This window comes from Mycobacterium sp. IDUB_3 (genome assembly GCF_055419585.1).
Genome location: NZ_JBVAXZ010000001.1, coordinates 2238056 through 2261418, shown reverse-complemented (window position 1 = coordinate 2261418; position 23363 = coordinate 2238056). Strand labels below are relative to the sequence as shown.

At 60.8% G+C, this 23363-nt stretch carries 18 protein-coding genes and 2 pseudogenes; 12 read left to right on the top strand and 8 right to left on the bottom strand.

Annotated elements, in window-relative coordinates:
- The first annotated feature begins 396 nt into the window (after positions 1-396).
- The 4 genes and pseudogenes from ACZYVJ_RS09925 to ACZYVJ_RS09910 all read left to right on the top strand — a co-directional run bounded on the left by ACZYVJ_RS09925 (position 397) and on the right by ACZYVJ_RS09910 (position 3419).
- Entirely contained in the window at positions 397-1218 is an 822-nt protein-coding gene (locus ACZYVJ_RS09925) for a mycofactocin-coupled SDR family oxidoreductase (RefSeq protein ID WP_463830845.1), read from the top strand.
- A gap of 129 nt (positions 1219-1347) precedes the next feature.
- Positions 1348-1704: a nuclear transport factor 2 family protein gene (locus ACZYVJ_RS09920; RefSeq protein WP_463830844.1), complete on the top strand. Its 357-nt coding sequence runs from the start codon at positions 1348-1350 to the stop codon at positions 1702-1704.
- A 449-nt stretch (positions 1705-2153) separates the two neighbouring features.
- A pseudogene (locus tag ACZYVJ_RS09915) lies at positions 2154-2285 on the top strand (cytochrome P450); the annotation flags it as partial.
- Positions 2286-2612: 327 nt separating this feature from the next.
- Positions 2613-3419: a class I SAM-dependent methyltransferase gene (locus tag ACZYVJ_RS09910; protein WP_463830843.1), complete on the top strand. Its 807-nt coding sequence runs from the start codon at positions 2613-2615 to the stop codon at positions 3417-3419.
- Positions 3420-3594: 175 nt separating this feature from the next.
- Here the strand turns inward: ACZYVJ_RS09910 and ACZYVJ_RS09905 are convergent, their stop codons facing one another.
- Complete coding sequence (locus ACZYVJ_RS09905; RefSeq protein ID WP_463830842.1) at positions 3595-3870, bottom strand: hypothetical protein; 276 nt, start codon at positions 3868-3870, stop codon at positions 3595-3597.
- A gap of 170 nt (positions 3871-4040) precedes the next feature.
- Here ACZYVJ_RS09905 and ACZYVJ_RS09900 point away from each other — a divergent pair, with 170 nt between their 5' ends.
- From ACZYVJ_RS09900 to ACZYVJ_RS09870, 7 genes and pseudogenes are all read left to right on the top strand, one after another.
- A complete protein-coding gene (locus tag ACZYVJ_RS09900; protein WP_463830841.1) occupies positions 4041-4607 on the top strand; it encodes an NAD(P)H-dependent oxidoreductase in 567 nt (188 codons plus the stop codon).
- Between the two features lie 15 nt (positions 4608-4622).
- Complete coding sequence (locus ACZYVJ_RS09895) at positions 4623-5123, top strand: Dps family protein (RefSeq protein ID WP_463830840.1); 501 nt, start codon at positions 4623-4625, stop codon at positions 5121-5123.
- Positions 5124-5247: 124 nt separating this feature from the next.
- Positions 5248-6084 (top strand): helix-turn-helix transcriptional regulator, encoded by an 837-nt coding sequence (locus ACZYVJ_RS09890; RefSeq protein WP_463830839.1) that lies wholly within the window; start codon positions 5248-5250, stop codon positions 6082-6084.
- A gap of 589 nt (positions 6085-6673) precedes the next feature.
- On the top strand, positions 6674-7048 hold the full coding sequence (locus tag ACZYVJ_RS09885) for a hypothetical protein (RefSeq protein ID WP_463830838.1): 375 nt from the start codon (positions 6674-6676) through the stop codon (positions 7046-7048).
- 130 nt (positions 7049-7178) lie between these two features.
- Positions 7179-7823 carry a hypothetical protein gene (locus ACZYVJ_RS09880; RefSeq protein ID WP_463830837.1) on the top strand — a complete coding sequence of 215 codons (645 nt, stop codon included), beginning with the start codon at positions 7179-7181 and terminating at the stop codon, positions 7821-7823.
- A complete protein-coding gene (locus tag ACZYVJ_RS09875) occupies positions 7820-10000 on the top strand; it encodes a linalool dehydratase/isomerase domain-containing protein (protein WP_463830836.1) in 2181 nt (726 codons plus the stop codon). The genes ACZYVJ_RS09880 and ACZYVJ_RS09875 overlap by 4 nt, the downstream gene beginning before the upstream one ends.
- A 188-nt stretch (positions 10001-10188) precedes the next feature.
- Positions 10189-10781 (top strand): annotated as a pseudogene (locus ACZYVJ_RS09870) (aldehyde dehydrogenase family protein).
- Positions 10782-12287: 1506 nt separating this feature from the next.
- On the opposite strand, the gene ACZYVJ_RS09865 reads toward ACZYVJ_RS09870, so the two are convergent.
- Both ACZYVJ_RS09865 and ACZYVJ_RS09860 read right to left on the bottom strand, forming a co-directional pair.
- Complete coding sequence (locus ACZYVJ_RS09865; RefSeq protein WP_463830835.1) at positions 12288-13313, bottom strand: methyltransferase; 1026 nt, start codon at positions 13311-13313, stop codon at positions 12288-12290.
- A gap of 99 nt (positions 13314-13412) precedes the next feature.
- Entirely contained in the window at positions 13413-14231 is an 819-nt protein-coding gene (locus ACZYVJ_RS09860) for a methyltransferase domain-containing protein (RefSeq protein WP_463830834.1), read from the bottom strand.
- Positions 14232-14699: 468 nt separating this feature from the next.
- Here ACZYVJ_RS09860 and ACZYVJ_RS09855 point away from each other — a divergent pair, with 468 nt between their 5' ends.
- Positions 14700-15413, top strand: a complete 714-nt coding sequence (locus tag ACZYVJ_RS09855) for a peroxiredoxin-like family protein (protein WP_463830833.1) — start codon at positions 14700-14702, stop codon at positions 15411-15413.
- A 493-nt stretch (positions 15414-15906) separates the two neighbouring features.
- On the opposite strand, the gene ACZYVJ_RS09850 is transcribed toward ACZYVJ_RS09855, so the two are convergent.
- The 5 genes from ACZYVJ_RS09850 to ACZYVJ_RS09830 form a co-directional block, all read right to left on the bottom strand.
- The gene (locus tag ACZYVJ_RS09850; RefSeq protein ID WP_463830832.1) at positions 15907-17304 is read right to left on the bottom strand and encodes an FAD-binding protein; all 1398 of its coding nucleotides are present in this window, start codon (positions 17302-17304) and stop codon (positions 15907-15909) included.
- A 572-nt stretch (positions 17305-17876) separates the two neighbouring features.
- Complete coding sequence (locus ACZYVJ_RS09845) at positions 17877-18722, bottom strand: helix-turn-helix transcriptional regulator (protein ID WP_463830831.1); 846 nt, start codon at positions 18720-18722, stop codon at positions 17877-17879.
- Positions 18723-19204: 482 nt separating this feature from the next.
- Positions 19205-19693, bottom strand: a complete 489-nt coding sequence (locus ACZYVJ_RS09840; RefSeq protein WP_463830830.1) for a MarR family winged helix-turn-helix transcriptional regulator — start codon at positions 19691-19693, stop codon at positions 19205-19207.
- Between the two features lie 61 nt (positions 19694-19754).
- Positions 19755-20873, bottom strand: a complete 1119-nt coding sequence (locus ACZYVJ_RS09835) for an LLM class flavin-dependent oxidoreductase (RefSeq protein ID WP_463830829.1) — start codon at positions 20871-20873, stop codon at positions 19755-19757.
- Between the two features lie 1178 nt (positions 20874-22051).
- Positions 22052-23284 (bottom strand): cytochrome P450 family protein, encoded by a 1233-nt coding sequence (locus ACZYVJ_RS09830; protein WP_463830828.1) that lies wholly within the window; start codon positions 23282-23284, stop codon positions 22052-22054.
- Between the last annotated feature and the right edge of the window lie 79 nt (positions 23285-23363).

Here is a 23363-nt window from a genome sequence, read left to right as displayed (position 1 = left end):
CGTCCAAATCAAGTCCTGCCAGTCTCCCGCAAAGACTGCGAAACCCGAAGTATAGCAACCGTTGTTGCGTACATCCTTATACCGGCCGCAATAGCGACACTCATATGGGTTGCGCTCGCTGCAGGGCTTCCCTTCATGTTGGGAACTGGTGCGCTGTACTTCGCGGTCTCATCAACATGGTTGTGGTATCACATTTTTCAGCTTCACAGGCCAGCTAAATATTGTGTCAATAGAAACCCTATCGAGCCGCGAGCGGAAAACGGAGTTGTCAACCGTGACGCCGTGCCTCCTACGGCCGAGCGTGAACGCAGCTTCAAAACGAGGTTGGCGCATGACCACGATGCCCTGCTGGCGGTCAGGCCGTAGCGCCCACCACTCAAGAGAAAGGAAGCCCAAATGGGAATGCTCGACAACAAGGTTGCATTTATTACCGGAGCTGCGCGAGGACAGGGGCGGAGCCACGCTATCCGGTTGGCGGAGGAGGGCGCAGATATCGTCGCAATCGATCTCTGTGGACAAATCGACTGCGTTCCCTATCAGATGGGCACCGCCGAGGACTTGGAGTACACAACCAAAGCGGTCGAATCGCTTGGCCGCACGATCGTCGCCCGGACGGCTGATGTCCGTGATGTAACGGCACTGCAGCGTGTCGTGTCCGAGGCAACGCATGACCTCGGCCCGATCGACATCGTCGTAGCCAATGCCGGGATAGCGGCGGTCGGCACCAAAGAGCCCAATGCCGACACGGTGTTCCGAAATGTTATCGATGTCAACCTTATCGGCGTCTGGAACACAGTTATGGCCGCCACCCCCAGTATGCGTAAAGCGGGAAAGGGCGGGGCAATCGTGCTTATTAGCTCCACGCAGGGCCTCAAGGGCACCGGTGGTGATGGTACTGCTGCGAACAGCGCCTACGCTGCGGCCAAACACGGTGTTGTGGGCCTAATGCGATCCTTCACACACTGGCTAGCGAAGGACAAGATCCGCGTCAATACCGTGCACCCGACTGGCGTTGAAACACCAATGATCATGAATGAGGCGATTAGCGCGTACCTAGCCGACAACCCCGAAGCGGCGCAAGCAACCGTGAATCTTCTCCCCGTTTCGTTCGTTCAGCCGTCAGACATCAGCGACGCGGTCGTTTGGCTAGTTAGCGATTACGCCAAATACGTTACCGGAGTGGCCCTTCCGATCGACGCAGGGTTCAGTGCGCGATAGAGCTTGCCCACAGTGCGACAACACAACCGCTGGAGCGTGGTCCGCTAATTGCATGCACGAGCAAACCCGAACGTGTGGTGCCCAGGCCGCGAAGTGCCGATCGACCAATGACCAAACGGAGGAACCCAAGTGACAAGTGCGCATTCCCTTTTCAGGCGAATCGACAGTATGGATCCCGCGGGGATTGCCGAGCTTTTCGCGCACAACGCCACCATGACATTCGGCAACGGCGAGCCGATGGCCGGCCGAAGTGCCATTGCGGCGGGTAGCGCAGCGTTCTTTACGAGCATCGCCGGCCTGCGCCATCACATCAACAACCAATGGATCGTCGAGCAGGACACCATCGTCGAGACAGCGGTGACATACACGCGCCACGATGGCACGAAGGTGACGATCCCCGCCGTGTCGATCTGGCGCGACGACACGTCCGGCTTTATCACTGACTACCGCGTCTTCATCGACCTGGCTGCGGTATTCGTCGCGTAGGCGATCCGGCGGCCCACATTGTCTCGTTGTCAGCCATCGATGCCACCGGGCCAGCCGCGCGGCTTTGTCCCCATCGGATTCGGTGATGTAGCGGGCGCAAACCGTCAGGGACCGAGAGTCCAACCCTGCTGCCTGCTTCTCGCGCGCCCGCGCGGTAAGCGGCGGGACGACTTCGACATCTGGGCGATCGTCGACCTGGTGGTCAGCGACGGCGTCATCAGCTTTTTCAGCAAGGGTATTCACAACCGAAAGGGTATTCATGGCGAGCGATTCGAGTGGCCTGGACGAGCAGGTCCGGACGTTCGACGTCTACGATCCGCAGCTGCAGGAGCAGGATCTCCATCCGTTCTTCGACGAACTGCGCAGCAAGTGTCCCGTGGCCCGCACCGACGTCCCGGGCGGGGATGGTCCGCTATACCTGGTCTGGGCGATGCGTCCATCGAGACGCGTTGTTAGAACGATTGCCCGACCTGCACCTAGCCGACACGCCCGAAGCACCACTGCGCGCCAGCAATTTCGTCACCGGGCCGGAATCGATGCCGGTGGTATTTACACCCACTCCCGTCGTTAACACCGCGTAGAAGAGATGAGAGCGCCGGCCAGTTCACCGTTTGGCGTTCACAGGATAGACGGGTCCGCAGTCGTTGACCCCGGCATGACCGTGGTTGGTGCGAACAAGCCTGCCGTGGCGCTGTTACCGCACTTGCGGTCCAGGACAACGCGATACGGGGTGGTTTCCGAGCCGGAGTCACAAGGCTTTTACTGCAACTGGGACAAGCTGACCGCCCGAAGGGCCCAACACGACGTCATGCAGCAGACTGCCGAAGAGATAGCTATTACCTAGGTGTCCCGCATCCAGGAATAACGCGCCCTGGATACTTCCAAATGGCTGCCGCAGCATCTGACGGATGAGACAGACCAACGACGAGTATTTGTTAAGCGCCGACTTGTTCGGTATCGATGCCGAGCGGGAGCGTGCTCGCCTGAAGGGCAGCGAAGCGCAGTGGGATCCGGGCAGCCAATCCTTATTAGCCGACCTCGGTTTAGGCGCTGGTTGGCGCTGCCTGGAGGTCGGTGCGGGTAATGGTTCACTGGTCGAGTGGATGGCCAGCCAAGGAGCGGCGGTGACCGCCGTCGATATCGACACCCGGTTCATCGAACATTTGGCGTCAGACAACGTGGATATTCAATGCCTCGACATCCGCACCGATGTGCTCCCTCCGGGCAAGTTCGACCTCATTCACACACGCCTCGTCCTTCAGCACCTCAGCGACCGCCAGCAGGTTCTAAACCGGCTGGCCGCCGCGTTGAGTCCCGGCGGTTGGATTGTCATCGAGGATTTCGACTGGACCTATTTCAGTTGGGAGCCAGGGGTTCCCGCGCTGAACGCAATGACGGAGGCGGTCCTCGATTATGCGCGGCAGGCAGGCAGGGTCGACACCAATTACGGACGTCGCGTGCTGACTGCCCTCAATGATGCGGGTATGACTGACGTCCGTTGCCAGGGGCGTGCGCACATCATTGATGGTTCTTGCCCTGGCTTCGACTTCTTCAAGCTGACAATTGAGAGTCTGCGTCAACAGCTCATCGATATCGGCACGGTATCCGAGGCCGACGCCAAGGTGGTTGATGCGCGCCTGGAAGACAAGCACTTACGCGTCTGCACGCCGATGATGATGGCCGGCATTGGCCGGCGAGGAGACATGGCCGACTGAAGACGCGGGTTGACATATCAACCAGCTAAAAGTAAGTTCTGTACCTAGGCGAGTTGACATATCAACCACAGATTTTACGGGGAGAATTCGTGACTGAACGGCGGTTGATCGTAGTGGTCGGAGCGACCGGGTCGCAGGGCAGCGGCCTGGCACGGCCGATTTTCCTCGATCCCGATCACTGTTGGCGGGGTGCGGCATGATTCTCAGCCCGACGACGATAATGCCACGTTGCCGGCGGCGGACGACCAATGCGGATGCGGAGTGCATGCGCCACTTCACCGAGCTCCAAGTCGCCGACCGATCCACACATGCAATGCACATCGTCATGTCCCGTGGCAAATTCACTCGGGCGATCAGCACGCAGGATCGTAATCTGCGCATGGCGATCTGGCTTGCCGGCTGGCGCATCGAAATCTATGAGGAATTCGATGGATACGTCGCTCAGCATCACTGAAATCGCGCCTCGATGCGGTTTCGCCAGGCCTCAGCACCTGGCAAAACAATCGCGCGCTCTGGCCAAATGCATTGCCACGACCCCAATCACGATGACAAGCCACCGGCCGACGAATGCGCGTGCCAATACCCTGCAAGCTCCTGATTGACAAAGGGGAAGGAACCACGATGAGCACCCGAATCCTCGCGATGGTAGGCAGTCTGCGTGCCGCTTCGTACAATCGCCAGCTGGCCGAGGCAGCTGTCAAGCTCGCACCAAAAGGCTTCAAGGTTGAACTCTATGAAGGCCTCGCAGACGTGCCCTTCTACAACGAAGACCTCGACCAGCCCGACACCGTCCCGCCGTCCGCCGACGCGCTGCGCACCGCGGTACGGTCCGCCGACGCGCTGCTGCTGGTCACACCGGAATACAACGGGACCATCCCCCCGGCGCTCAAGAATGCTATCGACTGGGTGTCACGTCCCTACCCACGGGGAGCCATCTACCAAAAGCCTGTCGCTGTGATTGGCACCTCTGGCGGGCGCTACGGCGGGGCATGGGCTCACGAAGACGCCCGCAAGACGGCCCGCATCGGCGGCGCAACCGTACTCGATGAGATCGCATTGTCGGTGCCCTGCGCGACGACGCGCTTCGCCGACACCCCGCCTGTATGCGACGAGGAGATCATCACCAAAATGCCCCAGCTCCTGGCTGCTCTTGCCTTGGCAGCCCAAAGCCCAAACCCAAATCCCTAACTGAAGGAACCTGCCATGACAACTTCTCTATCCACCAATCGTCGTGACATCGACGAGATCCGGCCGTTTCGCGCCCCGGACATCCTGTTCGAGGACCTGCAAGCCGTCCTCGTCGACTTGATTGAGTTGAGCTTGCAAGGCAAGCAAGCCCATTGGAACCTTGTTGGGACGAACTTCCGCGACCTGCATCTGCAGCTCGACAGCATCGTCGATACCGCGCGGGAAGCCAGCGATACAATCGCCGAACGCATGCGCGCCTTAGACGCCGTTCCTGACGGGCGCTCAGACACGGTCGTGGAAAAGACAACCATTCCCGCGATACCGCCCGGTCTACTCAGTGCCACCGAAACGGTGGAGATGATCACCACCCGGATCTATGCCGCCGTGGGTGCCATCCGCGCCGTGCACGACGAGGTCGATGGCGCCGATCCGTCGACCGCCGATCTGTTGCACGCCATCATCGATGACCTGGAAAAACAAGCATGGCTGCTCAAGTCGGAAAACCGCACGGCCTGAGCGAGCTCAAGACCGCCATGATTCGCAAAGAGGCCACTGTGCAATAGGTGTCGTCAGAGGAAGGCCAATCTTGCTTGCTGTGACTGCAACCGCGTGAAGAATCAGGTAAGTGGACCCTTCGAGCATGCGCAATGGGCAAGTAGCCGATGAACATTCTCTTGGCAGGATCACCCTGGCGCAGTTTTTACGTGCTCGCCGAAGCCTGGTCCAGCCTGCCGATGTCGGTCTGCCTGCAGGTGGGCGCCGCAGGGTGGCCGGGCTCCGGAGAGAGGAAGTGGCGGTACTGGCCGGCATCAGCACCGACTACTACCTACGGCTTGAACAAGGCCGAGAAGACAATCCCTCGGATCAGGTGCTCGAGGCCATCGGTCGGGCGCTGCAACTCGATGATGAAGCCGTGACCTACATGCGAAACCTGCTGCGTCATCAGTCCGTTGCGGGTTGGATGGAACCGTTGCAGCAGCCGCATCCAGCAATCGGGGTCCTGCTTGACGGCTTGCCGCTGGCGGCCGCGCTTGTCGTTGACCCCGGCATGACCGTGGTTCGTACAAACAAACTTGCCGTGGCGCTGTCCCCGCATCTTGGTGGGCTCGGGGTTAACACCGTGCGAGGCTTTTTTCTCGCCCCAGGGATGCGAAGCTTCTACCGCGACTGGGAGGGGCTGACTGCATGGTCGGTTTCATTCATCCGCGCCATGCTCGGCCAACGCCCCGATCCCGCTTTGACCGACCTCGTCGACGAGTTGACAGAGCGAAGCCCGCGGTTTCAACAGCTTTGGGCGCGGCACGACGTCACACAAGAGGCCCTCACAGTGATGCTGATCGACCATCCGCAGGTAGGGCCGCTCGATCTCAGCTATCAGCAGATGCTGTTGCCAGGGACCGGTCATTGGCTTGTCGCTTACTGGGCCGAACCTGGGTCAGCATCCGAAGCCGGCCTTCGGCGTCTGGCCAGTAGCTAATCCTGGTTGTCGCACTGCCAGGAATCATGCGTCCTGGATACCCCCTGTCGACTCCCGGAGGATCGGAGCAATGAGACAGATCCACGATGACTACTTGTTAAGCGCCGGCGCGGTATCAGAGGCCGACGCCAAGGCAACCGCTATACGCCTGAACGACAAGAACTTACGCATTTACACCCCTACGATGATGGCCGGTATAGGTCGACGAGGACGCCTCGCCGATCAGAGAGTTGTTTCGTAGACGACCAGACCAGCGGACGCTGCACGAGGACGACGAGTGCGTGATCTGAAGGTTGTAGGTAAGGCTGCGCGGAACCGCTAGCTCAACAAATCGCTCGGCCTAGCGTCAGCATGTGTCCTTAAACCGATCCAGAAACGGAGGAGGGGTCAGAGTGCCCACTCAGCCTGAACCAATCGACATTGAAGCGATTCCGCTTGTCGCGCTGGTGCTCAATGTATATAGCCGTATAGCGTTGAGCTGTATCGCGGGCGGGGTAGCTCTCCTGCGGCGGTCCGGTCGGCCCGCAACCACTACCACAGTGCCGCGGGTGAGCCGAAACAGTCGATCATCACATCCAGTAACGAATCGATGTTCGTGATGACTGCGCCGGAATTCGAGGGTGATGATCGCTACTTCTCACCACAAATTCAGACAAGCGGCCGAAATCTTGGCCGCCGCCGCGCGCGGCGGCTCTGCCAGCGCTTCGCGCAAGTAGGGGTCGAAGCCCGGCCCGAACGTCTTCAGGAGATGCTCGCGGGCTTACCCGCTGCAAACCGTGAACTGACCGACATAAGCTTCGCTTTGATCGCCTCGGAGCTCAATCGTGCTGCGCGGACAGCAAAGTTCAAACGGCTGAAACAGCGCGGCGTGCGCTCACTCATGTTTACGGGTGTGGTGTTGGCGGTATTGCATTTACTAATCTGCATGGCCTATGTCTTGGTGAACCTGCTTCAACAGACCTAGCCGGCGCTTTATCACGCATCAATCGCCGATCACCAAATCCCGTTCGCAAGCCGTCACTCGATTGCGCCGGCCATCGCGTCCGCACGCGCGGTGTCCGGTCGCTAGTAATGCATAACGGAGGAGGGACCGAATGGATTTGGGCATGGGTGATCGTAACGGTGCTGCGGCACAAGACAATGCGACGGTGCAATGTGAGGTTCCGCTTGCCGGCATCGAGCTTGGTTCATGGGACTTCTGGGCCAGAGACGACAACTATCGCGATGGTGCTTTCGCCACGCTGCACCGTGAGGCGCCGATCTCATTTTGGCCAGAGCTCCCGTTCGACGGATTTGGACGCGGCAACTGGGGTCGCCTTTCTCGCGGGCGAGACTTCTGGATACATCACCGGCCCAAGAAATCGGCATTGACGGCGGGCTGCAGTTGGACTCGCTTTACGTCGGTGCGACCCGCGCGGGGCATGCCGATGGCTGAGGGATCCCGCGTGGGCGCGTTGCCTGCGACGCCGCCGCATGCGACTCCTGTTGCCTTCTTTGACGTAGTGGTCATCGGTGCCGGAGTCAGTGGACTCTGCATTGCCGGCAATAATGGAAGTGAGACGGTTCTGATGCTATGTTGCCTGGTGCTGGGCGGACTCGCCCTGTTTGGTCCCCACGGAGTGCGGCTCTATCAGATTCTGCGTGGACGTCGAGATATTCGGATAAGCCGACAGTTTGATGAGCCGCGGACCTCGCGTCATCTCGTCTCCGCACATACGGCAGCAAGGGCGACCCTATGACTCTCAACGCTGCAGTCGTTCCTGCCCAGGCTCCGGCGATACTGACGACCGAACGACTATCGACCCGCTGGTTGGTTCGAACTGTCGCCGTTCTCCTGTTTTTCTGGGCCGCTGCCGTCGGCCTACCTCAAGTCCTTGGATTGAGTGGGCCGTGGCGTGCCTTCGGCGCCGGACTCGTCGTACCCGGTGCCGGACTGCTCTACGCGATCCCTGGAATGCAGCACCCGATAGGCATCACCATGGTCGTCGGGCACGCCATACTCGTCGCGATCGAAGCCGTCACGGCCGCCTGGGTATTGCGAAAACTCGGGTGGCTGCCCGCCGTCTGCGCCACGCTGGTTTGCGTGGCGCTGATTGTTGGCTGCTTCGTTGCGCCCTACGCCGTCGTTGTTTCGGGCCACGTCGCGGCATTCGTCGGAGTCGTGCTTGCGTGCGGGTGGGCGTTCGGGATTCGTCTCATCGCCCGCGCCGACAGCGTGACACTCGTTGCAATAATCACAGTCTCGGCTGCTGCCGGTGGGGGACTCACCGCATGGCACGGCGGCCGTCCAGGTCCGATGACTTGGATTCCGTGGGCTGCGCTCGCGATCGCCATCGGTGGTGTTTGCGCGTCGTCGACGCGCGCTTGGACGGCGCGCCGGTCAGCCCGACGGCTCGGCGAGGCGCGAATGCAGTATCTCAACCCTCTGCGGAGGTCGCAGAACACGCCAGCGCAGGCATCCGCCGTCGGCCTCGAGCGGTCAGTCGCGATACCGGAGGTTACCGAGGCAAGCGCCGATCAGTTGAGGCTGTTGCGGTACCTGATCGGAGTCGCGAGTCAACCTGTAGACGATTGGGACAGTTTCGACGACGAGGCGCAAGGCCCACTGCAGCAGTACCGCTACCAGGTCAACGCTCTAGGTTGGGCACTGGCCATGTACAACTACTCCCATACACCTGCGTACAGCGGTGTGCTGACCACCGCCCAGGTGGCACTGCTCGAAAGGGCGCAGCAGAAGGCAGTGTGGGGTTATTGGTACTGGCAGAACCTGTTGGGCAACTGGGACTTCCGTAAGCGTCGCGCCGATCCCATCGATATACCGCAGAACATCATGTTCTCCGGCTACCTGAACCTGCAGCTGGCGATGTTTCGGCAGGCCACTGGCGACAGTCGGTTCGAACTCCCAGGATCGCTGGTCTTCAATTGGTCACCGCGGCAACGCTTCAGCTTCGATCATCAACAGATCAATACGATCTGTATCCGCAACTTCAATCAAGACCTGTACCTATGGCCGTGTGAGCCAGTGCTCAGCCCGGGCCGCAAGCGCGGCTACGTGTTCCCATACTGCAACACAGTCACCACCGCAGGCATCGCGATCATGGACACGGTCAATGCGACCAATTACGGGTCTTCCATTGCGAACAACGTCGCGGGAGTGCTCGAACGGGAGTACACGCGGGCCGCCAACGATATGGCCGCCTTCGTGGTGTCGGGACTTGGCCTGTCGGTGCGTAGGGTGATGTCGGGAACGGGAAGCACCGCCGGTGTGGCAGCCTTCATCGCACCGCTTTGTCCAGAGCTGGGCTGGCGGGCATGGGAAATCCTCAAGCGCGAATGGCTCGAAACCGATCTGTTTCGTGAGCCGAGTTCGACCGGTCGGGAAATGCCCGATTGGTCGACCGGAGCAAAGACTAACGCCGAGACGCTGGCAGCAGCAATGCATTTGGCACACACAGTCGGTGACGAGGCCTGGCACGCCACGTTGTGGGACGCTGCCGTGGAACAACTTCATTTCACGGGGCAGCCGACCAATCCCGGAGTTGCAAGCTTCGAAGCGGCATCTGTGCACGCCAACGGCATGCTCGGACTTGGCGGCCTCAGTCGACCGTTAGCATTCAACGATATGCTGACCAAGCCTCGCCCCACCGCGTGGGACAACGGCCCGCAGCTGGTCGAGGCGCCGCACCCCGAAGTGCTTGTCGCCAAGGCCGTGTCAGACGGTCACGGACTGGACTTGGTGCTCCAACCAGGCATCGCCGATGGTCGTGTCGGGCTGAGCCTCGATTGCTTGCGGCCCTTTGGTCGATATGTCATCCACGGTGCAGTCGAAAGCCACTTGACGGCAGACGGCCATGGCCGTGCTGAATTGACAGCCGACATAATGGGCCGCACTACCATCGAGCTTCGCCCCCTGTGACCGGCGGACCCGAGTGTTCATGGACTGCGACGCGGCTAGCGACGCCGGCGCGTCGACGGGCCGAGGTTAGGCCATCTCGCGACATTTACTTGGAACTAAGTGGGAATACACCGTTCGTCGTGTTCGACGACGCCAACGTCGACACGGCGGTTGAGGGTGCGATCGCGGCTTCGTAACATCGGACAGGCGTGCGCGCGGCGAACCGGTTCATCGTGCACCGCTCCGTGGTCGACGAGTTCAGGCGACGCGTCACCGAGCAGGTCAAAGGATTTACGGTGGGGCATGGCACCGAGCCCGGGGTCACGATCGGCCCGCTGATCGACGGCGACGCGGTCGCCAAAGCCGAAGCGCTCGTGCCCGACGCAACCACTCGCGGTGCAACCATCACCACGGGTGGGAAGCGTCTGGACGGGCCCGGTACATTCTTCGCTCCTACGGTTTTAGCCAATGTTGTTGCTGGCAGCAACATCCTGCGCGAGGAGATCTTCGGCCCAGTGCTGGCGGTGGCATCGTTCAACACAGAAGACGAGGCCGTCGAGCTGGCCAACGACGCCGAATACGGGCTGGTCGCGCATGTGTACACCGAGGACCTTCGCCGCGGTCAACGCATGATCGAGCGCATCCAGATTGGAATGGTGGGTCTAACATCGGAGTGGTCTCGAACGCCGCTGCGCCCTTTGGTGGCTGGAAGCTCTCCGGTCTCGGGCGAGAGGGCGGCGCAGAAGGCATCCACGAGTATCTGCAGACGAAGTACACCATGACTTCGACACCGTTCGGTTAAGATTCGACGCTCGACGCCGGAAATTTCGCGTGATGGCGTCGCACATGTTCGCTGACTTCGGCTCTCGGGAATGCCGTCGCGATCGAAGACAACCCACGGCGGTGGGCCGCTGTGACGCCGTTCGACGGCACCGGCAAGTGGATCACACGGCCGACTCGATCAGAGCCACATACCCGATGATCCGACGTGGCGGATAAGACCTGAGCGGCGCGGTCTGTTCGGCGCCAACGTCGGAAGGCTGCCGAGCCCCTAAGGCGTCGCCCAAACTTCGAGAATCGCGAGGTGCCACCGTATTCGTGCGGTCCGCGGTGGCTGAACAGTGCATCGTCACTGGCAGTCCTACGGTGCCGGGAGGACGGAAGACGTCGAAACTTCGAAGCATTTAGGCATTCGATCTTCGATCGACCCCGAACAAACGGTTGTAGGTGGATTGTGTCGCCGTCAATAACCAGCTAGGTACGCGCTGGTTCGAGGCAGTTATCGCGTCATCATGGGGTGGCCTGACCCCGATCGGTTGGTCCATGTGATCTGTTCCCCGCCGTTTCGAGCCGTAGTTATGCGAGTTGAGGGATCGAAGAGGTGGACGTCCAGAGCGTTTCGAACTCTGTGGGCTGATGTTACCGAGGTAGCTGTGACGGCGTTCGGCGTTATAGAAGTTGCCGATGTAGCCGGCCATGGCGGCGACCAACTCGATGGTGGTCGCCGCCTGTGGGTGTTGAGCAACTCAACTTGCATCCGCGCCCAAAATGACTCCATGGCCGCGTTATCGAAGCAGTCGCCCACGGTGCCGAACGAGCCGAGTAGGCCCCATCGTCGCATGTTCTCCCCGAAACTCCCAGACGTGAACTGAGTCCCGTGGTCAGGATGCAGAATGGTTGAGCCACTCCGCGTTCGGCTATCGACGGCCATGTTGGCCGTGTTATTGACCAGTGCGGCGTCAGCGGTCGTGAACCGTATTGTTGTTCCACCGTTGTGAGACTTGAGGGCGGAGTGATCATCGGGAGGCCGCATGCCCCGGATGTATTCGTCGTCGGTCCGCCGGCAAATCGTTGGATGGTTAGGGCTGCCGCCACGCTGAGCCAAGGCGGTAAACCATATGTGTTGCAGTGCGAAGGGGCGCCCTTAAGAAGTTCGCCCTCGGTCGCGCCAAGCGGTGTCTCGCCAGTAGTGAGTTAACTAGTGGGCGAAGCCATTCGGAACCGCGGATCGGCGTAGCGAGGTTACGCGGCGGGGTTCAGACGCGAGGTTGACGTGGCTTTCCTGCCATCGCTAGCTGGTTACCCGCCATATCCGATCCGGCCGTATTCAAAAGCGTGGCAAGGCCGCAACGCCATAGGCGAAAGGCACCGGCGTGGGCGGTGTCGTAATCAGTTCTTGAATGGTCGCTCGCCTAGGTTGACTCCGAGCGGGTGCAGGGGAGCGGTCGTGGAAACGTGAGTGTCCTTCCTCTGAACGTGCCTGCCAAGCTGGAGAAGCGAATAGCTGAAACAGAGGCGTGAAGCCTTTCTATCCGGTCGCGACCGCCTCGATGACGTTCAGGACGCCGGCGCGGCTCACCTTCGTGCGACGCAGTCCGGCTGAGAGCAGCAGAGCGTCGAACTCCTGCAGGTCGCGTTCGCGTCCCCCTCCGGTCATGGCGAGCATGTTCATGTCCATCAGCGCGGCAAAGGGATCCCCGCCGTTGACGAGATAGTCCATGATTACGATCCGACCGCCAGGCTCGAGGGAGGCCCGGCAGTTCGCGAGAATGCGCACGCTCTCGTCATCGCTCCAGTCGTGAAGGACCAGCTTGAGGATGTGCAGATCGGCGGCAGGTATCGCTTGAAAGAAGTCGCCGCTGACGGTGCTGAATCGTGCCTCGAGCCCGTCCTTGAGCGCGGCCTGCTCGGCGTCGGGCACGACGTGCGCCAGGTCGAACACCCCGCCTCGCAGGTCTGGGTTCGCACGTAGGAGCGCTCTGACGATTTCGCCGTTCGCGCCGCCGACGTCGAGGGCAAAGCGCACGCCACGGGTGTCGAGCACTCTGGTGATGTCGATGGCCTCAGCCGTACTCAGGTTTTGCATGGCCTCGGTGAAGTACTGCGCCTCTTCGACGTTGTCGGCGAAATACGAGAAGATCGAGTCAGTATCGTGAGCGGCTTCGATCTGGCCACGGCCACACTGGATGGCGTCGGGGAAGCGTCCCCACGGTAACCAGTGGCCTGGAGCGGCTTGCGCCAGTGCCATTCCGCGCAGCGATCGTGGGGAATCGGCGCGGAGGATGTTCAACAACGACGTCCCCGCGTAGTGCACGCCGTCGGTGGTGTCGACGAGATCGAGTGACGCGAGGGCTCGCAGCAGGCGGCGCACGGCGTCGCGATCCGCACCCTCGTCCTCGGCAATCTTGGTTGCCGTGTCCATTCCCGCGGCCAGGCGCTCCGGCACGTGCAAGGTCGCGGCCGCGCGGACCACTTGCGTCACCCAGAAACCGGTTACCATCTTCAGCATTCGTCCGTAATCGTCGACGCTGGCTGTGCCTTGTCGTTCATGCATACTTGGTGCTCCTCGTTGTCGAATCGCGCTGCGAGCGCCGGGCACATTCCTCTTGTCTCGTTCTGAAGACTTGAGACGGTGGAGATGTGGGTTAATGCGTTAACCCACATCTTGATTCGGGGAGTCATCCCGCCGGCCAATGCCGGCCATCATCATAGGAGTGTAGAGGTGTAAGTGCTTGTCATCCAGACGCGCATCAACCACCTTGGCGTCGGCCTCGGATACCGCACCGATGTCGATGAGCTGTTGTCTCATGGCCTCGATTGTGATCTTGAAGAAGTCGAAGCCAGGGCAAGAACCATCGATGAGTTCGGCACGCCCCTGGCCACGGACGTCAGCCAACCCCGCATGGTTGAGCGCAGTCAGCACGCGACGCCCGTAATTGGTGTCGACACCGCCTACCCGCTGGGCATAATCGAGGACCGCCTTGGCCATTGCGTCTAGCGCGGGAACGGCTGGCTCCCAACTAAAATAGCTCCAGTCGAAAGACTCGATAACAATCCAACCGCCGGGACTCAACGCGGCGGCTAACCGGTCTAGAACCTGCTGCCGATCCCTGAGGTGCTCGAGGACGAGTCGTGTGTGAATGAGGTCGAACTTGCCCGGAGGGAGCGCATCGGTGCGGATGTCGAGGCATCGAACATCCACGGTGTCGGACGCCAAATGTTCGATGAACCGGGTGTCGATATCGACGGCCGTCACCGCCGCTCCTTTGCCGGCCATCCATTCGACTAGTGAACCATTACCTGCACCGACCTCCAGGCAGTGCCAACCAGCGTCCAAACCGAGGTCGGCCAGTAAGGACTGGCTGCCAGGATCCCACTGCGCTTCACTGCCTTTCAGGCGAGCGCGCTCTCGTTCGGCATCGACACCGAACAGGTCGGCGCTTAACAAGTATTCATCGTAAATCTGTCCCATCGTCCGATCCTGCGGTAGCCAATTAGGAGCATCCAGGGCACGCTATTCCTGGTTGCGGCACTCCTGGGGAACTGCTATCTCTGCGCCAGTCTTCGGTCTGACGTCGCGCCCGGCTTAAAGCTGTGTTGGAACTGCGCACTCGCTCCGCCAACTCGTCGATAAGGCCGATCCGAGGTTGCCGGGACGTTCGTCGAGCATGGCGGGATGAACGAGACCGACTGGGTGCGCAGGGGTTGGTTCCGGCGTCTCGGCGGCGCGAGGTTGGCGGGTGACTCGGCGGGTGTGATCTCGATCAGGTTGCGCGGGCAGAGCTCACTAGTCCGCTAGCCTGCAGTAGGAGTCGGCTGCGCGAAAGCAGTTGCCGACTGGTGTGACGCAGGAATCGTCTCGCGGTTGGTGAGCCCTACGCCGATCCGACTTGGGTAACCCCGATATCTGATCGAGCTCGAGGTGGAAGGCAGACCACACATGGACACCGGCGACACTGAGAACAACTATCATCTTCCGTACGAGCTTTTCCCGACCGAGGCATTTGAGCTGCCCGTGGTTCTGCAAAAGCTGCGTGATCTCAGGGATGCAGCCGTGGGGGCGGACGTCGCCGCGAAGATGGACCAGGCAACAGCCGAGCTTGCAGGCGTCGATCCGCTCGCTGGGATGCCTGGCATCGGTGACATCGCGCCGACGTTCGAACTGGCTAACCAGACCGGCAGCATGGTGTCGTTGGATGGGCTACTAGCCACTGGGCCCGCGGTAGTGGTTTTCTATCGCGGCGTGTGGTGTCCGTTCTGCAGTCTCACTCTGCGCGCTTACGAGCAGCACCTGAGCGAGCTCGGTGAGTTGGGGGTTTCGTTGGTCGGGATTTCACTGCAGACCCCTGACGACTCGCTGACGATGGTCGAGCGCAATGCGCTTACCTATAAAGTTTTGAGTGACGTCGGGGCCAGGGTGTCTCGCGCGTACGGGCTGGTGTTCGACCTTCCTCCCTACCTTCGGGACATTTACCGAACGCTGGGGCATCCGCTGCCAGCGTTCAACGGCACCGACGATTGGGCACTGCCCATTCCCGCGAGTTTCGTGATCGACCGTGACGGAAAGATTGTGTTCGCCGACGCGCTGGCTGACTACACGCACCGGACCGACCCTGCCCAGGTCATGGCTGCCGTACGGCAACTTGCGGTGTAGCGTCGTTCCGGCTCGTCCCCGGCCGTGCTCGGCGACATGCTCGGGATCCACACCACCGCCGCCGACTGGGCCCGCGCAGTCGAGACTGGGTACTCCACGCACGCCATCCAGATCGCAGTCCGGTGACCCTGCGCCGCCCACCCGCCAGGCAGACCGACATCGACGAGGCCTCGGCGAGCACGCAAAACTGTGCCAGGGTGATCCCGCCAAGCGAATGTTCATCAGCTGCTCGCCCATCGCGCGTTCTCGAAGGGCCACCGACCTGATATTCGCGGTTGCGGTCATGGCAACCGGACCCAGTGCGGTATCGGTTGTGCGCGGACGCATCGCGGATGCGGGCAGTCGTCGGAGAATCTGGCGGTACCCGGCGCGGCCGAGCATCGGAGTGACCTAGCGTAATACGGCAGTCCGGAACTGCGGGCCAGTTATCGAAGGTTTGCACGCAGCTTTGGGCCTGGCGGCTTACGAGGCCAAGGGGCTCAAGACATCTGATTCACGCCTCAGGATGAGGTGGAATGTTGTGGTTGAGCCGAAATCTATTGTGCGGATCGTAGATCGTTTTAACTGCCCGCAACTTGGCGTACGTCGCGGGCTCATAGGCCTGCCTGGTGCGCTCCTCGCTTATGTCATTCGGCCCAAGAAAGCTCGGGTTGCCGGTGTCGTGGAGCCAAGGCTGCAGCGCTGCAAAAAGCTCGCTGCCGGAGGGCAGGTAATCCGAAACATGTTGCCCCGGCGGCACAACCGTCAAGCCGAAGACGGCGAACGCGGCGTCGCGCGCACCGACCGCGTTGGGAAAAGGCGATGGCCTGCCGAACGCTCCTTGCAAATGGCGGATATCCACGATGTTGATAGGGCTCGTTGAGTCAGGACCGACCACGTCGATGATCGAGGCAACGGTGCCCTGCGTCAGTTCTCGAAGCAGCCCGAAATGCTCCACTGCCGGCGCTGGATCTGTCGGATCATTCGTAATGGACCCGAACTGTGTGTACGGGATGCTGGCCACCGTGTCGGCCAACACAGGGGCCGCTTGCCGCAGCGGTTCGATCAAACGAGTGGCAGCATAATCACCACCCACATAAGAGACGCGCACCGAAACAGTAAGCTTTCCCTGCATGAATGACGGAATACTGGGCAGCGGCGGCAAATTCAGCAACGCGAATCCAGTAGTCATCTCATCGGGTGCTGACAAGGTGAGCTCCCGGTAGGCCGCCAGTACTTGCCCGGCGTATTCGCCGGAATAGAAGAGCGCTCCTGCGTACAACCGCGTCACCGGAAAAAGCGTGAACTCCATTGCCGTAACAACGCCAAAGTTGCTTTTCCCACCCAGCAACGCACCGAACAGGTCGGCTTCGGAGTGTGGGGACACACGACGGATTTGGCCGTCCGCGGTCACGACTTCGATAGCGCTGACATGATCGGCGGCCCAGCCGTATTTGCGTCCCATCGTCGAGCTGGCCCCACCACTCAAGGTGTAACCGACGACACCCACCCCGGGTGAGGAGCCGGGCAGTGGAGCGAGTCCGTACCGGGCCGCCGCCTCCACGAGCGGCCCGAAACGTACCCCGGCCAGCACGCGCGCCAAGCTGTTTTCGGCGTCGATGGTGATACCGCACATCCTCCTCGTCGTGATCATCAACGTGTCAGCATCGGCCGCCATCGACGGTCCGTGCCCGGTATTGAGTACAGCGATCTTTAGGTCCTGACGGGAGGCGAATTTCACTGCCTCGGATACGTCGACTGCATTGGCAGCACCTACCACAACTACCGGTCGGTGTCGCACTGCCATGTTGAACACCGTTAACTCGCTGTCATAACCCGGGGTGTCCGTCGTGAAGACAGGCCCGTTCACGGCGTCCTGCAGTTCTGCAACTTCGTTGCGCCACGATTTCATTGCACATCCTCCCCATCGCGATCACGCTCGCCGAGGGCGCAAATCCAGACCCTCCGGCGGCTGATGTCGCCGTCTAGAAGTGTCGGCTCCGCACCCATATCGAACGAAGCAACAGGTTTAGGTACCGAAGCCAGGTTTTAGATACCGTCACAGATTTCGATGCGCCAGCCCGCCAGCCAGATCCCCAAGCGCACGTTGTGTCCCTGCGGGACTGCATAAACGGACTTGTTGCGCGACACCACCATGTGCACCCATGGACGGACCGATCGGCGACTTGGGGGTCGGTGACGTCGCGCACCGGCTTCGCATCGGCCTTCCGCCGCCGCCAGTCCGACGTTGCGGCCGCGGAAAATTGGTTGATTGGCTCGCCTCGAGCGGTACGGCTCGCGTGCGCACCGAGAGGGGTAAGAGTCGCCCTCGATCAGATCGTCATCTGGGTTAGCTCCGGGTGGCAGATGAGCGGATCGGTTCACTTTCGCAGGTTGGAAATCGTTGAGGCTCATGCTCTGATACTGCGGTGGCCTATCGGAGCTATCCAGGTCGGGCGATTCCTGGCAATGCCACAACCAGGATTAACTACTGGACAGGCGCCGAAGGCCGGCCTCGGACGCGGACCCCGGTTCGGCCCAGTAAGCGACAAGCCAATGGCCGGTCGCCGGCAGCAGCATCTGCTGATAGTTGAGTTTGAGAGGTCCTACCTGCGGATGGTCGACCAACATCATTCCGGCTGATTCCTCTGTGACGTCATGCCGGGCCCACAACTGCCGGAATCGCGCGCTGTGGGTTCTCAATTCGTCGATCAGGTTGATCAGGGCCGGATCGGGACGTTGACCGAGCATCGCGCGGATAAACGAAACCGACCACGCAGTCAGCCTCTCCCAGTTGCGGTAGAAGCTGCGCATCTCCGGGGAGACGAACAACGCTCGCACGACGTTTGCCCCAACCCCAAGATGTGGGTACAGCGCCTCGGCAAGTTTGTTCGAACTCACCACGGTAAGACCGGGGTTGAACACGTGCGCGGCTGCCAGCGGCCAGCGGTCAAGCAGGACGCCGATTGCGGGATGCGGCTCCTGCAACGGTTCGATGTGATCAACAGGCCGGTGACGCATCAGGTTTCGCATGTAGTTCATGGCGTCGTCTTCGAGTTGCAGCGCCCGACCGATCGCATTGAGCACCTGATCTGACGGGTTGTCTTCTCGGCCCTGCTCAAGGCGTAGGTAGTAGTCGGTGCTGATGCCGGCTAGTACTGCTACTTCTTCTCTTCGGAGGCCGGCGACCCTGCGGCGCCCACCTGCAGGTAGACCGACATCGGCGGGCTGGACCAGGCTTCGGCGAGCACGTAAGAACTGCGCCAGGGTGATCCTGCCAAGAGAATGTTCATCGGCTGCTTGCCGATCGCGCATTTTCGAGAGGTCCACCGAACTGATTATTCGCGCGGTTGGAGTCATGGCAATAGGCGCCCGGGCGGTATCGGTTTGGGGTAAGCCAATACAGTGGCGGTCCGTCGGTTCGATTGCGTGTTCAACGGCGTCAGATTCGTCAAAGCTCACCCGGGTCAGGCCGCCGCCCTGCGGCACAGTTGTTCGACCCCTGCAAGCAGCCTTCGTTTAGCCATAACGTCCTCGTCGGATCCGGGTTGATATATCAACCTGATGATCCCAAAATCTACTCTGGGCGGGTTGTTATGTCAACCCGCCAGGCATGGAGACGCGACGCATCCTGGAGTGCTATTGCAGACCGCTGGCGAGGCGCTCCCACTGGGCTCCTGCAGTCCGCGGCGCACATGTCTGGCCTCACTGACCGCCCCGGGATGCCATGTTCTATCTCAGGCTACGGGCATCGGGTCACGGTCTGTTGCCGGCAGAAACGATCCGCTCTGCCGCCGGTTGCTGAATAAGCTTCAATGAGCGCGGATTTGGGGTGGACAGTCGCTTTGATGGTGTTCTTCGATGGCAGCGAGCACGTCCTCGGAGGCTTCACGCAGCATGGCGAGACGCTGGGGCCCAAGTACGTCGATGAAGAACTTTCGCACACGGGCTGCGTTCGCCGGTGCACTAGCCTCGATGGCGTCTCGCCCCGCCTTGGTCAAAACGATATCCGGGTAGCGGGCGTCGGAGGCTTTCCGGCGGATCAGTCCTCGTTTTTCCATCCGGCTCAGGTGATGTGACATCCGGCTCTTCTCCCACTGCGTCGCCTCGCCTAGTTCGAATGTGCGCATCCGTCCCTTCGGTGTTTCGGAGAGGTTTACCAGGATCTCGAAATCGGGGTCGGACAGGCCGAATTCACGCTGTAGGTGCCGCTCGAGATGCCTTTCCAGCATGTGCCGCATCTCGGTGAAAGCCCGCCACGCCTTTTGCTCCTCGGCGCTGAGCCATGGTTCATCAGACATGCATCCAATCCTAGTCCAAGCGTTGACGTATCAACCAGCCGAAAGTCCGGCGTGGCTTGAGCTAGCGCGTCGCTTTGGCGATCGTCTCCCAGACGTCCATGTCCTCCAGGATCTCGAGCGAGCCGACCTGTACTTGCGGACCGTAGCGGAAGATCAGGCCGGTCGCACCCGAGTCGGTCCACAGCTGCAGCCGCTCGGCGATTCGCTTGTGTGAACCGATCAGGAAGGCCGTGTCGACGTAGTCATCGGGGACGGCGGCGAGCGCCTCCTCGCGTCGGCCCGCGGCGACGAGCTCGGCGAGCCGGTCGCAGAGGCCGGTGAACCCGAGCGCTTCGGTCTGCGGGCGCATGTGTTCCGACCACTCGACGACGTAGGGGCGGAAGAGGTCCAGACCGGCCGCGACGTCGTCAGAGACGATGAAGTCGACGATGGCCCAGACGTCGAAGTCCTCGCGCTTCTTGCCGTCCGTGCGGCTCGCGAAGCCGGCGTCGAGCTGCGGCTGGAAGGTCGGCATCATCCCCGGCGCGAAACCCCAGGGAAACCAGCCGTCGGCGATTTCCGCGGTCAGCTCGAGCATCTGCGGACCCACCGCGGCGACGTGGACCTCCGGCGCGAAACCGGACTCGACGGACATCGACCACGGCTCGACGCCGAGCGCACCCTCGCCGCTGTACGGGATGCTGGTTTCCGAGCTCTGACAGCGCACCGGGCTGGCGAGGCGAGCGCGAGAGTGCTCCCAATACAGCTCGGTGCTCTCGATCGGGTTCCCGTCGGTGTCGCGTGCACCCTGGCTTGCGAACGCCTGGCGCAGGACGCCAACGTAGTCACGCAGCCGGCGCACCGGTTTGCCCCACGGTCGCCCGTGCCAGCCCTCGGCGATGCTGGGGAATCCACCTCCTACGCCGGCGATGACACGGCCACCGCCGGCCATCGCGTCGATCGTTGTGAGGCCCTGCGCGAGCACGGTCGCCGGGCGCGCGGTCAGCGTCGCGATGTGCGTGCCGAGCCTGATCTTTGAGGTGTGGGCTGCGATGTAGGCGAGCGGCGTCAGCGCGTCCGAGCCCGCGCCCTCAGCGGTGAAGACCGCGTCGAATCCGAGTTGCTCACAGCGCTTGATGCGCTCCAGCGGGACGGTGAAGTGCCTGCTCTGCCAGGGTACCTCGCACGCGATCTTCGTCACAGCTCTGCCGTCCTATTCATTCGAGTCACTTCCTCTCCGTGGATCGCCAGATACGTTGACACCGGGAGCATTTCAGCAGTAGCTCCCTTCTCGGGTGGTGCGTCTGCGATGTTGTTGACGCTTTGTGGTGCAAACCCTCTGGCACCTCGCCTTTTACGCCCTGTGCCAACAGCGCCACATGCTCGATCAGCTTTCTCGACATCGTCTCCGGCGTACCTTTCGGCCAGCTACCACGTCAGCCGACGCGGATGCCGGTGGCAGCGGGAACCGTCAATTCGAAGGTCACTCCAACATGGGCGGGTGCAGCATTGCACAAAAGGAATACCGAACGCCCACTGCCGATGTCAGAGCGTGGACTGCGCAGAAGATTGTCAGCGCTAGCCATCATGTTCGCCTTACGTGGTCGAGGCTAGCTTTAATCACACAAAGTCTGTTCTCGTCCTTCATGATTCGATCACGAAGACGCCTCACGATGTTCTCGGCATCGGCTAACTGACCACGGCGCCAGCGCAGACTGCGCTCGGTTTCAACTATCACGGTTTCAATTAGGGGAACCAGCGTTTTGTTATGCATAGATGCCGTTACCTCACCACCGGCATGGTCATCTGCAGATCGCGAAAATTCGTTAATCTCAGTCAAATCGAGTAACAGACCAACGTCGTTGACGTCTAGTCCAATGTCCGGGTGAGGCAATGGGTCACCTATCTTGATGATGAAGGGGCGGCATGGGGATTATCTTGATTCCGCTCTCTCTGATTGACATACGCAGTTGATGCGTCAGTTCAGTGCGCTCGCCGTGTGTTTCACCAGCGCTCGCTGACAACATGACAACGGCCAACCACTACTGGCGGCAGCTGCCGGAACGCTTTGCGTAATCTGCATGCGTGGGAACCTCATCGCCCTGGGATGGCGATGTGCCGGGTGCCGATTTCGGTGCCCCATAAGGTTGGTGGCTACTGGCATTGTCTAATGTGCAGAGACGAACGGCGAGTTGGGACACACAGTTTGATATAACTGCCATGCATACCAACAGCAAGATCACCATCACGAGGGGTAGGTCGGCGGCGAGGGTGATCCATATTAGCATCGGCGTTACCAGCGTCATGGTCGAAAACCCCACTAACAGGCCAACCGCCTGCATTGCGCCGGAGATCGTTGCCCATATTTTTACGCTCATGTCAGGAGATCCGAACGGGAAGTGTGGTCAGTCCGCGCATCAACGTGCTGCTTCGATACTCAAGAACGGCATTGCTGTCCAGTCTGATCCGCTCGAACCGGGCAAGCAGCCGCCCGATCGCAATCTCCCCCTCAAGCCTAGCCAGTGCTGCTCCAAGACAGTGGTGTATGCCGTGGCCGAATGCGAGGTGCGGGTTGGGTGTCCTTGCTATATCAAGTCGATCCGGGTCGCCGTAGCGTCGGGCGTCGCGGTTGGCACCGAGGAGGGAGATCACCACAAGCTGACCCGCGGGAATCTCGACTTCGCCGATTCGTACTGTGTCGATGGTGAATCTGGTGGTGGCTGTGTTGAGTGGGCTTTCAAACCGCAAGAATTCCTCCACCGCGGTCGGCATGAGCGATAGGTCGGCACGCAACGCCGCGAGTTGAGATGGGTTGCGCAGCAGGGCAAGGACACCGTTGCCGATCAGGTTTACCGTGGTCTCGTATCCGGCGAGAATTAGCAAGAAGGCTGTCGCCAGCAACTCATCGGGTGACAGTTGATCCTCGAAGTCGGAGGAGTGGACCAATGCACTGAGCAAGTCCTCCGCGGGTTGTCGGCGCTTCTGCGCGATCAGCTTGGCTAATAGGTCGATCAGTGCCTTTTCCATAGCCTGTAACTCGTCGGAATCGATGCTGGTGAGCAATGGTTCAACGTGCGTTTTGAAGTTTTCGCGATCACTTGGCGGGACACCCAATAACGCACTCATGACTTGGAGGGGGAGTTGAGTTGCGTACGACTGCATAAGGTCAACCTCACGGGTGGCGCCGTCCCGAGCCATGCCGTCGAGCAACTGATCGGCGATCCTGCAGATATCGGGTCGCATCTTATGCACGTTGCTTTGAGTGAACTCCCTCGCGACGAGTTTGCGCAACCGCGTATGGTCCGGCGGATCCTGTTGCAACATATGCCTGTTGAGCACCGAGTTGTGCGCGCCATGATTGCCGGATGGGAAGAACTTCACCAAGTACTGCCAGTCCTTGCTCAACAGCGGATCGGCCAGCAATGCCCGTGCTTCGGCGTAGCGAGTGACCAGCCAAGCTTGCCTTCCGCCCCATATCCTGACGCGATGTACCGGAGCCTCTGTGCGAAGCCGCCGATACAGGGCGTGGGGATCTTGGATAAATTTACGGCCAAGCCGCGGCGGGTTTGCCGACGTCGCAAGCTCTTGAACGCTTAACTCGCTATCATTCACACCTCGAATGCTGCAGTGCCAGATCGCAGGTATCCAGGACGCGCTTTTCCTGGTTGCGGGATACCCAGGTTTAGTTGCC

Bases quoted from the DNA above. Each gene is read 5' to 3' on its own strand.
- ACZYVJ_RS09900 (WP_463830841.1), top strand. From the start codon at position 4,041: ATGAGCACCCGAATCCTCGCGATGGTAGGCAGTCTGCGTGCCGCTTCG.
- ACZYVJ_RS09865 (WP_463830835.1), bottom strand. From the start codon at position 13,313: ATGCATGAACGACAAGGCACAGCCAGCGTCGACGATTACGGACGAATG.
- ACZYVJ_RS09890 (WP_463830839.1), top strand. From the start codon at position 5,248: ATGCGCAATGGGCAAGTAGCCGATGAACATTCTCTTGGCAGGATCACC.
- ACZYVJ_RS09840 (WP_463830830.1), bottom strand. From the start codon at position 19,693: ATGTCTGATGAACCATGGCTCAGCGCCGAGGAGCAAAAGGCGTGGCGG.
- ACZYVJ_RS09925 (WP_463830845.1), top strand. From the start codon at position 397: ATGGGAATGCTCGACAACAAGGTTGCATTTATTACCGGAGCTGCGCGA.
- ACZYVJ_RS09885 (WP_463830838.1), top strand. From the start codon at position 6,674: ATGTTCGTGATGACTGCGCCGGAATTCGAGGGTGATGATCGCTACTTC.
- ACZYVJ_RS09850 (WP_463830832.1), bottom strand. From the start codon at position 17,304: ATGAAATCGTGGCGCAACGAAGTTGCAGAACTGCAGGACGCCGTGAAC.
- ACZYVJ_RS09895 (WP_463830840.1), top strand. From the start codon at position 4,623: ATGACAACTTCTCTATCCACCAATCGTCGTGACATCGACGAGATCCGG.
- ACZYVJ_RS09860 (WP_463830834.1), bottom strand. From the start codon at position 14,231: ATGGGACAGATTTACGATGAATACTTGTTAAGCGCCGACCTGTTCGGT.
- ACZYVJ_RS09910 (WP_463830843.1), top strand. From the start codon at position 2,613: ATGAGACAGACCAACGACGAGTATTTGTTAAGCGCCGACTTGTTCGGT.
- ACZYVJ_RS09875 (WP_463830836.1), top strand. From the start codon at position 7,820: ATGACTCTCAACGCTGCAGTCGTTCCTGCCCAGGCTCCGGCGATACTG.
- ACZYVJ_RS09880 (WP_463830837.1), top strand. From the start codon at position 7,179: ATGGATTTGGGCATGGGTGATCGTAACGGTGCTGCGGCACAAGACAAT.
- ACZYVJ_RS09855 (WP_463830833.1), top strand. From the start codon at position 14,700: ATGGACACCGGCGACACTGAGAACAACTATCATCTTCCGTACGAGCTT.